We start from the raw sequence: 13,657 nt of genomic DNA, 5'->3' as shown, positions 1-13,657 counted from the left end.
GCCGGGTAGAAAGCTGTCCGGTACACCGAACACCGCAGCACCCGAGGCCGATCGGAGCCGACCGCATGGGCGAGCAGACCGTCACCCAGTTCCCGCAGGAGATCCTGGAGCAGTACGCCGGGCTCGGCATCGACCTGCAGGCGCTCTTCTCCGCCGGGCACCTCGGTGAGCGGATGGGCATCCGCATCCTGGAGGCCTCGCCGGACAAGGTGGTCGGCACGATGCCCGTCGAGGGCAACACCCAGCCGTACGGCCTGCTGCACGGCGGCGCCTCGGCCGTCCTGGCCGAGACCCTGGGCTCGGTCGGCGCGATGCTGCACGGCGGCCCCAGCAAGATCGCGGTCGGCGTCGACCTCAACGCCACCCACCACCGCGGCATGAGCTCCGGCCTGGTGACCGGCACCGCGAGCCCGGTGCACCGCGGCCGCTCCTCGGCCACCTACGAGGTCGTGATCATGGACGACGCCTCCGGCAAGCGCGTCTGCACCGCCCGCCTCACCTGCATGCTCCGCCCCGCCGCCCCGGCGGCGACCGCCTGACCCGGTCAGTGCTTCGGGCCGATGTGCAGGTCCATGAGCGCCACCGACGTCCGCCGGGCGACGGATATGTTGTACGGCTGCCCGCCGCGGCGGGTGACCTTCCACTCGACGCCGACGCGGTCGAGGGTGGTGGAGAAGAGGGTCAGGATGTCCTGGGACTTGTTGGTGAAGAAATACCGCGGGTATTCGTAGCGCCGCAGCTCACCGGCGACCGGCCGGATCGTCCAGTTGGTGATCCGGCAGCCGTCGGAGTGCACGAGCCCCCGGATGAACTCCCACGGATACGCGTCGACGGTCCGCTGCTGCCACGGCTCCAGCGCGATGCGGCGCTCGTGCTTGCGGCCCGGGCCGTGCTGCGGAAGACCGTGGGCCACTGCTTGCTGCAGGCCGTGACCTGGACACAGCCCTGCTGCTGCACGCGGCAGACGGCACCACCGGGGCGGACGGCACGGATGGCGCGCTCACAGGCGTTGATGAGGCCGGGCCAGGAGTCGGCGCAGGCGATGCGTAAGGCGTAGACACCGCGGTGGCCCCTACTGAGGCAGCCGTCGCCCAGATAGAGGCCGAGCAGATACGGGTAGGCGGGGCCGTCGGTGCGCAGCGGTGGCCGGCCGGCACGTGACGACTCGGGGCCGCGCGTGGCCGAGTCGCGGATGGCCGCACGGGATATGCCGGTCGCGCGGCTGGTGGCGTTGAGCGAGTGGCCTTCGGCAAGGAGGGCGAGCGCCCGGCGGCGCGCCTGGAGGTCGTACATACGATCGAGAATGCGCGATCGCACCAGGCGGCGGGGGCGGCCGAACAGAGGTTCACTCTGTTCAGCGATCTTGCTAAAGATGCCTCTACCTTGGATTTGAAGGCGAAGTACCCCGGGTGGGACTCGAACCCACACTGTCGGCTGTTTGAGAGCCGCCTCTCTAACCAATTGGAGTACCGGGGCTCCTTCGAAACAGAGGATAGCCTACCGTTCCGGTACTCAAACTCTACCGGACCTGGGTAGGCTCGTGAGGCAATACCCCGCCGCAGCACGAGGAGCACCGTGAGCGCCCCCGACGAGTCCGCCGCTCGGTCCGAGAAGCAGCCCGATGAGCAGTCCGCCGGGCAGTCAGGGCCGGCAGAGCAGTCCGAGCAGTCGCACGTACCTCCGCTGACCACGCGGGTGGTCATCGCCGAGGACGAGGCGCTGATCCGGCTGGATCTGAAGGAGATGCTGGAGGAGGAGGGGTACTCCGTCGTCGGTGAGGCCGGGGACGGGGAGACAGCGGTCAAGCTCGCCGAGGAGCACCGGCCCGACCTGGTGATCCTGGACGTGAAGATGCCGGTGCTCGACGGGATCTCGGCGGCCGAGCGCATCGCGGGCGAGAAGCTGGCGCCGGTGCTGATGCTGACCGCGTTCTCACAGCGGGAACTGGTGGAGCGGGCCAGGGACGCCGGGGCGATGGCGTATCTGGTGAAGCCGTTCAGCAAGAGCGACCTGGTGCCGGCGATCGAGATGGCGGTCAGCCGGTTCCAGGAGTTGCGGGCGCTGGAGGGGGAGATCGCGGATCTGTCGCTGCGGCTGGAGACCCGCAAGCTGGTGGACCGGGCCAAGAGCGTGCTGCAGACGAAGTACGGGCTGAGCGAGCCGGCGGCTTTCCGGTGGATCCAGAAGACGTCGATGGACCGGCGGATGTCGATGCAGGCGGTGGCGCAGGCCGTGATCGAAGAGGTCACCGACAAGTAGCCGTCCAGACATGCGTGAGGGGCCGCACCCGGTGCCGGGTGCGGCCCCTCACGCGTGGGCGGGCGGTCAGTCCTCGCCGAGGTAGGTCTTGCGGACGCCCTCGTCGTGCAGCAGGTCCTGGCCGGTGCCGGAGATCTTGATGGAGCCGACCTCCATCACGTGGGCCTGGTCGGCCAGCGACAGCGCGGCCTGGGCGTTCTGCTCGACGAGCAGGATGGTGGTGCCCTGGGACCTGAGCTCGACGATGGTGGCCATGATCTTCTGCATCATGATCGGCGAGAGGCCCATCGAGGGTTCGTCGAGCATGAGCAGTTTCGGCCGGCACATCAGGGCGCGGCCCATGGCGAGCATCTGCTGCTCGCCACCGGACAGCGTGCCGGCCGCCTGCCGCCGGCGTTCGCCGAGGATGGGGAAGAGCTCGTAGGCGCGGTCGATGTCCTGGGTGATGCCGGCGGCGTCCTTGCGCAGGTAGGCGCCGAGCTGCAGGTTCTGCTCGATGGTGAGCCGGGGGAAGATGTGCCGGCCCTCGGGCGAGTGGGCCAGGCCGAGGGCGACGATCTTGTGCGGCGGGACCCGGGTGAGGTATTTGCCGTCGAAGACGACCCGGCCGCCGGTGGGCTTGAGCAGACCGCTGAGGGTGCGCAGCGTGGTGGTCTTGCCGGCGCCGTTGGTGCCGATCAGGGTGACCACCTGGCCGGCCTCGACGGCGAAGGAGATGCCCTTGACGGCTTCGATCTTGCCGTACGCGACGCGCAGGTTCTCCACTTCGAGCAGTGCGGTCATCGGTCGTTCTCCTGCTCGCCGGTCGTCTGCGGCCCGTCCTCGGCCGCGCCTTCGAAGGGCTCGCCGAGGTAGGCGGCGATGACCCGTTCGTCCTGCTGTACGACCTCGGAGGTGCCCTCGACCAGCTTCTCGCCCTGGACGAGGACGGCGACCCGGTCGCACAGGTTGAAGATGAACCGCATGTCGTGCTCGATGACGAGGACGGCGACGCCCTGGTCGCGTACGGAGAAGACGAGTTCCTCGGTGGCCCTGGTCTCCTGCGGGTTCATGCCGGCGGTGGGCTCGTCGAGCAGCAGCAGCCCCGGCTCGCTGGCCAGGGCGCGGGCGATCTCCAGCTTGCGCTGCTCGCCGTAGGGCAGGTTGCGGGCCAGGTGCTCGGCCTTGGCGGCCAGGCCGGTGAACTCCAGCAGTTCCATGGCCCTGGCTCGGGAGCGGGCCTCCGCCCGGTGGTAGCCGGGGCCGCGGATGAGCGCGGACAGCAGGCCTTCGCGGGTGCGGGTGTGCCGGCCGACCAGGACGTTCTCCAGCACGGTCATGTTGGCGAACAGCCGGATGTTCTGGAAGGTGCGGGCGATACCGGCCTTGGTGACCAGGTGCGGCTTGGGCGGCAGTACGGTGCCGCGGTAGCTGACGGTGCCTTCGGTGGGGACGTACAGCCCGGTGAGGCAGTTGAAGAAGGTGGTCTTGCCTGCGCCGTTGGGGCCGATCAGGCCGACGATCTCGCCGGTGTTGACGGTGAGGTCGACGTCCCGGACGGCGGTGAGGCCGCCGAAGCGCATGACGACGCCGCTGGCCTGGAGCAGCGGGGTCCCGTCGGGGGCCTGCTCCGGGGTGGGCTGCTGCGGGATGGTGGTGGTCATGGTGTTCCTCACGCCCCTGCCGTGCCGGCCGGGACGGTGTCGTCGCCCAGGGTGCGTTTGCCCGGCGTGGTGGCTTCGTCCTCGTGGAATTCCAGCTGCCGCCGCCGGTTGGCGATGATGCCCTCGGGCCGGAAGCGCATGATCAGGACGAGCGCGATGCCGAAGGCGAAGAGTTCGTACCTGGCGAGGAAGTCGAGCTTCTCCGGGATGACGTAGAGCAGCGCCGCACCGAGGATCGGGCCGCTGACCGTACCCATGCCGCCGAGGACGACGGCGGCGAGCAGGAAGGCGGAGTTGGGCGGTACGGAGCCGGAGAAGACGTACGGGTCGGGCACCACGCTGTTGGTGACGTGCGCGCTGACGGTGCCGGCCAGGCCGGCCAGCGAGGCGCCCAGCGCGAAGGCGACCAGCTTGACCCGGAAGCCGTTGATGCCCATGGCGGTGGCGGCGGTCTCGTCCTCCCGGATGGCGATCCAGGAGCGGCCGATCCGGGAGTCGGAGGCCCGGGTGAAGACCAGCACCACGATCACGGTGATGACCAGCATGAGCAGGTAGTAGTTGGCGAACCGGCCCAGGGTGTACGAGCCGATCTCGTGCGTGTCGCCGAGGTTGTACCCGAAGATCGACAGGTCGGGGATCTGCGCGATGCCGTTGGGGCCGTTGGTGACCTCCGGGCCGCTGACGCCGTCGAGGTTCTTCACGACGATGCGGAAGATCTCTCCGAAGCCGAGGGTGACGATCGCCAGGTAGTCGCCGCGCAGCCGCAGGGTCGGGGCGCCGATGAGGATGCCGAAGACCAGGGCGGCGGCGGCGCCGGTGAGGGCGGCGGCCCAGAAGGGGAACTGCACGCCGGACCAGATGGAGTACTGCGAGCCGGAGACCAGTGCCGCGGTGTAGGCGCCGACGCCGAGGAAGGCGACGTAGCCGAGGTCGAGCAGGCCGGTGAGGCCGACGACGATGTTCAGGCCGAGCGCGACGGTGCCGACGATCAGCACGCTGACCCCGAGGTTGGCCCAGTGCTCGTTGTTCTGGGCGAAGGGGTAGGCGATGGCGGCCACGATGCCGACGCTGGAGGAGAAGACCCGGTTCTCCCGGGTGATCTGCTGGAACTGCCGCAGCAGGCCGCTGGCGCCCAGGCCCCAGAAGGTGAAGGCGACCACGATGAGGTAGCCGATGAAGATGTCGCTGTAGCTGGTCGCCAGGCCGAAGGTGAGGACCTTCAGGCCGGCGGCGTAGACCGCGACGACGGCCAGCCGCTGCAGCCAGACGTTGAGCGCGCGCGGGTCGGAGACTTTGAGGTCGCCGTGGTTGAAACGCAGTTCGCGCAGCCGGCGGTAGGCGCCGACGGCCAGGTCGGAGCTGCCGAGGGCGCCGAGTTCGATGTATTCGGCGTCCTCCTCCTCGCGCGGGTGGCGGTCGATCGGCAGCGCGAGGGCGCCGGCGAAGAGCACCAGGCTGCCGACGGCGGCGACGAAGGCGCCGGGGTCGAGGTTGGCCAGGCCGCCGAGCTTGGCGGCGATGTCGATCACCGTGTACCAGGTGGTGGCGAGCGTGCCGAGGGCCAGCAGCAGCACCGAGTTGTACGAGCGGCTGGGGTTGAGCCAGGCCAGGCCCTTGAGCTTGAAGGCGCCGAGGGCGACGACACCGGTGATGATGGCGCCGATCAGCGTCATGACCTGGAGGCCGCCGGGGTACCCGCTGACGGTGAGGTCACCGGGGAAGTCGGTGGTGTAGGTCCAGGACATGAACGTCGAGGCGGTCGTGGCGACCGCGCCGACCAGGGTCACCAGTTTGGCGACGGGCAGCGACAGCGGGAGGTACTGCTCGGTCCTGCGGGCGCCGGGGGCGGCGGTGGTCATGGACGCGGCGTTCGTGGAGAGGTCGGTCATCGCCATCACGCCCTGTCCGCGACGCGCTCGCCCAGCAGGCCCTGGGGCCGTACCAGCAGGACGACGATGAGCAGCACGAAGGCCCACACGGTGTTCCAGCTGCCGCCGCCGAGCTGTTCCATGCCGGGGATGTCGGAGATGTACGCGGAGGCGCAGGATTCGGCGATGCCGAGGACGAGGCCGCCGAGCATGGCGCCGTAGATGTTGCCGATGCCGCCGAGCACGGCGGCGGTGAAGGCCTTCAGGCCGGCCTGGAAGCCGATGTCGTACTTGATCTGGCCGTATTTGAGGCCGGAGGCGAGGCCGGCGACGGCGGCGAAGAAGCCGCCGATGGCGAAGGCGATCACGATGATGCGGTTGGTGTCGATGCCCATGAGCTGCGCGGTGTCCGGGTCCTGCGCGGTGGCCTGCATGGCGCGGCCGGTGCGCGAGGTGCGGACGAAGGCGGCGAGTGCCGCCATGCAGACCACGGCGGCGACGACCAGGAAGATGTCACCGCTCTGGATGTCGACGGATCCGACGTGGAAGGGGCCGCCGGGCAGTTGCGGGAAGCTCTTGCCGCTGGTGGCGTTCGGATACCACAGGAAGACTGCCTGCTGCAGGGCGAGCGAGAGGCCGATGGCGGTGATCAGCGGGGCCAGCCGTGGCGCGTGCCGCAGCGGGCGGTACGCGAGTCGCTCGGCGCCCACGGCGATCAGCACGGACACGATGGCGCCGCCGGCCAGCATGAGGGGCAGGGCGGCCCAGATGGACATGCCGTCCGGGAGGTTCGTGTAGACCGCGAGGGCGCCGAAGGCGCCGGTCATGTAGATCTCGCCGTGGGCGAAGTTGATGAGCTGGACGATGCCGTACACCATCGTGTAGCCGATGGCGATGAGCCCGTACATCGAGCCGATGAACAGCCCGTTGGCCAGCTGTTGCGGCAGGGTGTGCACCGCATGGCCTCCATGTCGCTGGGAGCAGGTGGGGAGAGCGGGGACGGTGGTGCGGCGCACCCCCGGGGGGACACGCGGGTGGGGATCGAAGGGCCGCGCGGCCGGAGGTCTCCGGCCGCGCGGCACCGGGTGGTGCGGTGAGGTCAGCCGCTGTAGGTGCCGGACTTGACGGCGACCCACTTGCCGCCCTTGACCTGGTACACGGTCAGCTGCTTGTTGGTGGTGTCACCGAACTCGTCGAAGGACACGTGGCCGGCCACGCCGTCGAAGTCGGTCTTCTGCACGGCGTCGATCAGCGACTTGCGGGCGTCGGGGATGGCCGGCAGCTTGCCGCCGTTGGCGTCCATGACGACCTTGACGGCCTTGATGATCGCGGTGGTGGCGTCGTAGGTGTAGCCGCCGTAGGTGCCGTAGTCACCGGCGTAGTGCTTGGCCTTGTAGGTGTTGATGAAGTCGGTGGCCGTCTTCAGCGTGGTGACGGGGACGCCGACCGAGGTGACCAGGTCGCCTTCCGCGGCGGCACCGGCGGTCTTGATGTAGGTGTCGGAGTACATGCCGTCGCCGCCCATCAGCGGGATCTTGACGCCGGCTGCCTTCAGCTGCTTGGTGATCAGCTCGGACTCGTCGTACTGGCCGCCGTAGTAGACCAGGTCGGCGTGCGAGTTCTTGATCTTGGTGACCAGGGTGGAGTAGTCGTTGTCACCGGTGTTGACATGGTCGGTGCCGGCGATCTTGCCGCCGAGGCTGCTGAACTTCTGCTTGAAGATGGCCGCGAGGCCGGCGCCGTAGGTCTGCTTGTCGTCCACGACGAAGGCGTTCGTCTTCTTGATCGTGTTGAAGGCGTAGTCGCCCGCGAAGCCGCCCTGGTTGGCGTCGGTGGTGGCGGTGCGGAAGTAGGTCGGGAACGGCCGGGTCTTCTTGCCGGTCGCCCAGTCCTTGCCCTGGGTCAGCGCCGGGTTGGTGTTGGCCGGCGAGATCTCCACCATGTTGGCGCTGGCGAACACCTGCTGCATCGACTGGGCGACGCCGGAGTTCAGCGGGCCGACCGCGGCGATGATGCTGTTGTCCGAGGTGAAGGCGGTGGCGTTCTGCTGGCCGGTGGCCGGCTGCGCCTTGTCGTCCTTCGCCTGGATCTTGAAGGTCACGCCGGGCACGAGGTTCTTGGCGTTGGCGTCGTCGGCCGCGATCTGGGCGCCGAACTGCAGCCCCAGGCCGGTGGCCGAGTTCGGGCCGGTCAGGGGTGCGTCGACGCCGATCACCACGGTGACGTTGTTCTTGGCACTGGTGGCACTGCCCGAACCGCCGGAACTACCACCCTTGTCGTCGTCGCTGCGCGAACCGCAAGCGGTGAGGGTAAGGGCCCCTGTGGTGAGTACGGTGGTCAGAATCAGCAAGGAACGGTGTCGCACGGTCAGTCCTTTCCCCTGGCGCGGCCGTCTCTGATGAGCGGCCGAGTCGTGCGCTGGAACCCGAACTGACAAATCCGGTGGCGCGGTGACTGGCCGTGACTCTAAGCCCGGTTCGGGGAGTGAGGCAGAGGTGCGGGGAAGAGTGTGACTGTCTTGTTATGCCAAACGGAAACTCTTGAGCTTCTCTTGAGACTGCGCACGGCTTTTGGGTACATTGCTCCCCCGTCCGGATGCTGAGAACCCGCACTTCCGGTGCCGCGTAGCCGACTTGTCGCCGGTCAACCGGTCGATCCCGGCGGAACCCGGCGGATCGGGGCGGCAGGGAATACCGGCGGGCGCCCCGGGCACGGAGCGCGCACGACCGGGACCGCGATTCCCCTATTGCGCGCGTGTTACGCAGCGTTAATTACGGTCGAAAGACATTTTCCACGGCTCAGGAAAGGCCGCGCCCCCGGCGGCGGGTGCCGTCGGGGGCGCGATGATGTCAGGACCAACACCGCAGTGACGCATTACGCCTTCGGCGCGTCGTCCTCGCCGATGTGGTGGACCCGGACCATATTGGTGGTGCCGGGCATTCCCGGCGGCGACCCGGCGGTGATGACGACGACGTCGCCCTTCTTGCAGCGGCCGATCCGCAGCAGCTCCTCGTCCACCTGCTGCACCATCTCGTCGGTGGTCTGCACCGTGGGGCCGAGGAAGGTCTCCACGCCCCAGGTGAGGTTCAGCTGCGAGCGGGTGGCCGGCTCCGGGGTGAAGGCCAGCACCGGGATCGGCGAGCGGTAGCGGGACAGCCGGCGGACGGTGTCGCCGGACTGGGTGAAGGCGACCAGGAAGCGGGCGCCGAGGAAGTCGCCCATCTCGGCGGCGGCCCTGGCGACCGCGCCGCCCTGGGTGCGCGGCTTGTTGAGGTCGGTGAGCGGCGGCAGCCCGGCGGTCAGCATGTCCTCCTCGGCGGCGACCACGATCCGCGACATGGTCTTGACCGTCTCGATCGGGTACTTGCCGACGCTGGTCTCGCCGGAGAGCATCACCGCGTCGGTGCCGTCCATCACCGCGTTGGCCACGTCGCTGGCCTCGGCGCGGGTGGGGCGGGAGTTGTCGATCATCGACTCCAGCATCTGGGTGGCGACGATCACCGGCTTGGCGTTGCGCTTGGCGAGCTTGACCGCCCGCTTCTGCACCAGCGGGACCGCCTCCAGCGGCATCTCGACGCCGAGGTCACCGCGGGCGACCATGATGCCGTCGAAGGCGTCCACGATGTCTTCGAGGTTGTCGACCGCCTGCGGCTTCTCGATCTTGGCGATCACCGGGACCCGCCGGTTCTCCTCGGCCATGATCCGCAGCACGTCCTCGACGTCCCGCCCGGAGCGGACGAAGGACAGCGCGATGACGTCGGCGCCGGTGCGCAGGCCCCAGCGCAGGTCGCGGATGTCCTTCTCGGACAGCGCGGGCACCGACACCGCCACGCCCGGCAGGTTCAGCCCCTTGTTGTCGGAGACCATGCCCCCCTCGATGCACATGGTGTGCACCCGGGCCCCGTCGACGTCGGTGACCTCCAGGGTGACCCGGCCGTCGTCGACCAGGATGCGCTCCCCGCGCGCCACGTCCGCGGGCAGCCCCTTGTAGGTGGTGCCGCAGATCTGCTGGTCACCCTCGATGTCGTCGGTGGTGATGGTGAACTCGTCACCGCGTTCAAGCAGTACCGGCCCTTCGGCGAAACGGCCGAGCCTGATCTTCGGGCCCTGAAGGTCCACCAGGATGCCGACGCTGCGGCCGGTCTCGTCGGACGCCTTGCGCACCCGTCGGTAGCGGTCCTCGTGCTCGGCGTAGCTTCCGTGGCTCAGGTTGAGCCGTGCCACGTCCATCCCGGCCTCGACCAGTGCCTTGATCTGGTCGTAGGAGTCGGTGGCGGGCCCCAGGGTGCAGACAATTTTCGCTCGGCGCATGTGTCGAGCGTATGACTTACTCGTTGGTAGCCATGACCACTGGATGCAACTGCCCAACGACGACTGGGTTAACGGTTGTTGACAACTCTCGAAGTGGCGCGTGTCCGCTCGGATGAGCGTTCCGGCGGGCGCCGGCGGTGTTCCGGGTGGCCGGGGAGGCGGCGGACGGCCGTCGTTAACCTGTGGGGTCTGTTGCGCGAGCACCTGCCTGGTCCAGAATCTACGCGCGTTGTGCCCTCAGCACGCCCGTGACGTCAAGGAGACGAGATGCCGCTCAACCGCAGGGACTTCATCAACCGCTCGGCCGCCACCGGCGCCGGCGTGGCGCTGGCGGGCACCGCGGGCGCGGTCGCCGCGGCCGGTCCCGCGCAGGCCGCCGAGCAGGGCCACGGGCACGGCCACGGCCGGCCGGAGCGGACCTTCAGCCTGCGGGTGCTGGGCACGACCGACCTGCACGGCCACGCGCTGAACTGGGACTACTTCACCAACGCCGAGTACGACGACGCCACCCACAACGACGTCGGCCTGGCCAAGGTCGCCACCCTGGTGGAGCAGGCCCGCGCCGAGAAGGGCCACGACCGCACGCTGCTGATCGACGCCGGCGACATCATCCAGGGCACCCAGCTGTCCTACTACTACGCCCGGGTGGAGCCGATCACCGGCGCCCGGCGCGGCCCGCGGCACCCGATGGCGCTGGCCATGAACCACATGAAGTACGACGCCGCCGCACTCGGCAACCACGAGTTCAACTACGGCATCCCGCTGCTGCGCGCCTTCCAGGACCAGTGCGACTTCCCGCTGCTCGCCGCCAACGCGGTGGACGCCACCACCCTCAAGCCCGCCTTCCCGCCCTACCTGGTCAAGGAGATCGCGGTGCACGGCGGCCGGCCGGTGAAGGTCGGCATCCTCGGCCTGACCAACCCCGGCATCGCCATCTGGGACAAGGCCAACGTGCAGGGCAAGATGTCCTTCCCCGGCCTGGTCGAGCAGGCGAAGATCTACGTGCCCAAGCTGCGCGCGCTCGGCTGCGACGTGGTGATCTGCACCGACCACTCCGGCCTGGACGGCTCCACCAGCTACGGCGACGCGGTGCCCTACCCGGAGAACGCCTCGTCGCTGGTCGCCGCACAGGTGCCGGGCATCGACGCGATCCTGGTCGGCCACACCCACGTGGAGCGCCCGCAGACCCTGGTCGTCAACGAGCAGACCGGCAAGACCGTGGTGCTGTCAGAGCCGCTGATGTGGGGCATGCGGCTGTCGGTCTTCGACATCGACCTGACCTTCGACCGCGGCCGCTGGCACGTCTCCTCGGTCACCGCCGAGGTGCGCAACGCCAACACCGTCGCCGAGGACCCGCACGTCGCCAAGCTGGTGCGCGAGGAGCACCAGAAGGTCGTGGACTACGTCAACCAGGTCGTCGGCACCTGCACGGTCGCGATGTCCGCGGCGGAGTCCACGTACAAGGACACCCCGATCATCGACTTCCTCAACCTGGTGCAGTCCGACACGGTGAAGGCGGCGCTGGCCGGCACCGCCTACGCCGGGCTGCCGGTGCTGTCCGAGGCGTCGCCCTTCTCGCGGACCGCCGCGATCCCCGCCGGCCAGGTCTCGCTGCGGGACGTGGCCGGGCTCTACGTCTACGAGAACACCCTGGAGGCCAAGCTGCTGACCGGCGCCCAGGTCAAGGACTACCTGGAGTGGTCGGCGGCGTACTACGTGCAGACCGCGCCGGACGCCCCGGTCGACGTCACGAAGATCACCAACGCCGACAACACCCCCGACTTCAGCTACGACGTACTCAGCGGCGTGTCGTACGACATCGACATCGCGCAGCCGGCCGGCTCGCGGATCGTGAACCTCACCGCGGGCGGCGCGCCGATCGACCCGGCCGCGCAGTTCGTGCTCGCGGTGAACAACTACCGCTCAAGCGGCGGCAGCAACTACCCGCACGTGGCCGCCGCCCAGCAGGTGTGGTCCAGCTCCGACGAGATCCGCAACACGATCATCGCCTGGGTGCAGGCGCACGGCACGATCGACCCGTCGGCCTTCGGCGGCGACCAGTGGCGGCTCACCCGCGCCGGAGTGCCGCTGTTCTCGTAGGCACGTCGCAGGCGGCGGCGCCGTCAAGACCGAAGGTGGTGAAGGCGGTCCTGGCCGGCAGCGGATAGTGCTCCGCGCCGGTCAGCAGCCCCGTCAGGTCGTTCAGCACGACGGCGGACCGCCAGGCGGCCAGGCCCAGGTCCGGGGCGCCGACGCCGTGGGTGTGGCGTTCGGCGTTCTGGACGTAGACCCGGCCGGTGATCCGCCGGTCGAGCTCCAGCCGGTGCCGCGCGTCGATCCGCGGCCGGCCCGCCGAGTCCCGCAGCATGTACGGGTGCAGCGGGGCGAGCAGCTGGTCGAGCGGTCGCTCGCGGTAGCCGGTGGCGAGCACCACCGCGCTGGTCACCAGGCGGGTGCGGGTGCCCTGGTCGGCGTGCTCCAGATGCAGTTCGACGCCGGTGGTGCCGATCCGGCCGGCGGTGCGCACTGTCACGCCGGGGGTCAGCACCGCGTCGGGCCAGCCGCCGTCCAGGGTGCGGCGGTAGAGCTCGTCGTGGATGGCGGTGATGGTCTCGGTGTCGATGCCCTTGTGCAGCTGCCACTGCTGCGGCACCAGCCGGTCGCGCACCTGCTCGGGCAGGCCGTGGAAGTAGCGGGTGTAGTCGGGCGTGAAGTGTTCCAGGCCGAGCCTGCTGTACTCCATCGGCGCGAAGGCCGGGGTGCGCGCCAGCCAGGTGATCGCCTCCCGGCCCGCGGGCCGGGACCGCAGCAGGTCCAGGAAGACCTCGGCGCCGGACTGCCCGGAGCCGATCACGGTGATGTGCTCGGCGGCCAGCAGCCGCTCGCGCTGCGGCAGGTAGTCGGCGGAGTGCACCACGGGTACGGTCGGCGCCTCCGCCAGCGGCCGCAGCGGCTCGGGCACGTAGGGCGCCGTGCCGATGCCCAGCACCAGATGCCTGGCGTAGGTGCGGCCCAGGGCCTCGGCCTCGCCGTGCAGGTCGAGCTGGGTGTGGTCGACCTCGAAGCGGGCGCGTGCGGCGTCCCAGCGGACCGTGTCGACCTGCTGCCCGAAGTGCGTGGACGGCAGCGCCTCGGCGACCCAGCGGCAGTAGGCGTCGTATTCGGCCCGGTGCACGTGGAAGCGCTCGGCGAAGTAGAACGGGAAGAGCCGTTCGCGGGTCTTGAGGAAGTTCAGGAACGACCAGCGGCTGGCCGGGTCGGCGAGCGTCACCAGGTCGGCGAGGAAGGGCACCTGCAAGGTGGCGCCGTCGACCAGCAGCCCGGGGTGCCAGTGGAAGTCCTGCCGCTGGTCGTAGAAGGCCGCGGTCAGACCCGGCACGGCGTCGGCGAGCGCGGCCAGCGACAGGTTGAACGGGCCGATGCCGACGCCCAGCAGGTCGAAGGGCTCCTGGTCCTGGGCTTGGGCTTCGTCCTGGCCGGCTTCCTGGGCCTGGCCGGCCTCCTTGTCCTTCTCCGGTTCGTTCTCCGGTGCGGTCGGGGCGTTCATCGGTGCTGAACCTTCCTGGTCGGGTACGG

General features: G+C 69.5%; 10 protein-coding genes, 1 tRNA gene and 1 pseudogene. 3 read left to right on the top strand and 9 right to left on the bottom strand.

Annotation, left to right across the window (positions count from 1 at the left end):
* The first annotated feature begins 65 nt into the window (after positions 1-65).
* A complete protein-coding gene (locus OG702_RS27590; protein ID WP_327291642.1) occupies positions 66-539 on the top strand; it encodes a PaaI family thioesterase in 474 nt (157 codons plus the stop codon).
* A 5-nt stretch (positions 540-544) separates the two neighbouring features.
* Here OG702_RS27590 and OG702_RS27585 read toward each other — a convergent pair.
* A pseudogene (locus OG702_RS27585) lies at positions 545-1,293 on the bottom strand (transcriptional regulator).
* A 108-nt stretch (positions 1,294-1,401) separates the two neighbouring features.
* Positions 1,402-1,476: transfer RNA gene (locus tag OG702_RS27580), tRNA-Leu, on the bottom strand.
* A gap of 207 nt (positions 1,477-1,683) precedes the next feature.
* On the opposite strand from OG702_RS27580, the gene OG702_RS27575 reads away from it, so the two are divergent.
* Entirely contained in the window at positions 1,684-2,259 is a 576-nt protein-coding gene (locus OG702_RS27575; protein ID WP_442814739.1) for an ANTAR domain-containing response regulator, read from the top strand.
* A gap of 66 nt (positions 2,260-2,325) precedes the next feature.
* On the opposite strand, the gene OG702_RS27570 is transcribed toward OG702_RS27575, so the two are convergent.
* The 6 genes from OG702_RS27570 to pyk all read right to left on the bottom strand — a co-directional run bounded on the left by OG702_RS27570 (position 2,326) and on the right by pyk (position 10,081).
* Positions 2,326-3,042 (bottom strand): ABC transporter ATP-binding protein, encoded by a 717-nt coding sequence (locus tag OG702_RS27570; protein WP_327291640.1) that lies wholly within the window; start codon positions 3,040-3,042, stop codon positions 2,326-2,328.
* Positions 3,039-3,902, bottom strand: coding sequence for an ABC transporter ATP-binding protein (locus tag OG702_RS27565; protein WP_327291639.1), 864 nt, complete (start codon positions 3,900-3,902; stop codon positions 3,039-3,041). The genes OG702_RS27570 and OG702_RS27565 overlap by 4 nt, the downstream gene beginning before the upstream one ends.
* An 8-nt stretch (positions 3,903-3,910) precedes the next feature.
* Positions 3,911-5,791 carry a branched-chain amino acid ABC transporter permease gene (locus tag OG702_RS27560; protein ID WP_442814738.1) on the bottom strand — a complete coding sequence of 627 codons (1,881 nt, stop codon included), beginning with the start codon at positions 5,789-5,791 and terminating at the stop codon, positions 3,911-3,913.
* Between the two features lie 5 nt (positions 5,792-5,796).
* A complete protein-coding gene (locus OG702_RS27555) occupies positions 5,797-6,726 on the bottom strand; it encodes a branched-chain amino acid ABC transporter permease (protein ID WP_327291638.1) in 930 nt (309 codons plus the stop codon).
* 143 nt (positions 6,727-6,869) lie between these two features.
* Positions 6,870-8,135, bottom strand: a complete 1,266-nt coding sequence (locus tag OG702_RS27550; protein ID WP_327291637.1) for a branched-chain amino acid ABC transporter substrate-binding protein — start codon at positions 8,133-8,135, stop codon at positions 6,870-6,872.
* Positions 8,136-8,644: 509 nt separating this feature from the next.
* Positions 8,645-10,081 (bottom strand): pyruvate kinase, encoded by a 1,437-nt coding sequence (gene pyk / locus OG702_RS27545; protein ID WP_327291636.1) that lies wholly within the window; start codon positions 10,079-10,081, stop codon positions 8,645-8,647.
* Between the two features lie 267 nt (positions 10,082-10,348).
* On the opposite strand from pyk, the gene OG702_RS27540 reads away from it, so the two are divergent.
* Positions 10,349-12,181: a bifunctional metallophosphatase/5'-nucleotidase gene (locus tag OG702_RS27540; protein ID WP_327291635.1), complete on the top strand. Its 1,833-nt coding sequence runs from the start codon at positions 10,349-10,351 to the stop codon at positions 12,179-12,181.
* Here the strand turns inward: OG702_RS27540 and OG702_RS27535 are convergent.
* The gene (locus OG702_RS27535; protein ID WP_327291634.1) at positions 12,150-13,628 is read right to left on the bottom strand and encodes a lysine N(6)-hydroxylase/L-ornithine N(5)-oxygenase family protein; all 1,479 of its coding nucleotides are present in this window, start codon (positions 13,626-13,628) and stop codon (positions 12,150-12,152) included. The two genes, OG702_RS27540 and OG702_RS27535, sit on opposite strands and share 32 nt — an antisense overlap.
* Positions 13,629-13,657 lie beyond the last annotated feature (29 nt).

The organism is Streptomyces sp. NBC_01198, from assembly GCF_036010485.1.
In the GTDB taxonomy this organism is placed as follows: Bacteria; Actinomycetota; Actinomycetes; order Streptomycetales; family Streptomycetaceae; genus Actinacidiphila.
The sequence above is the reverse complement of the archived record's forward strand: the minus strand, read 5'-3'. Positions and strand labels throughout refer to the sequence as shown.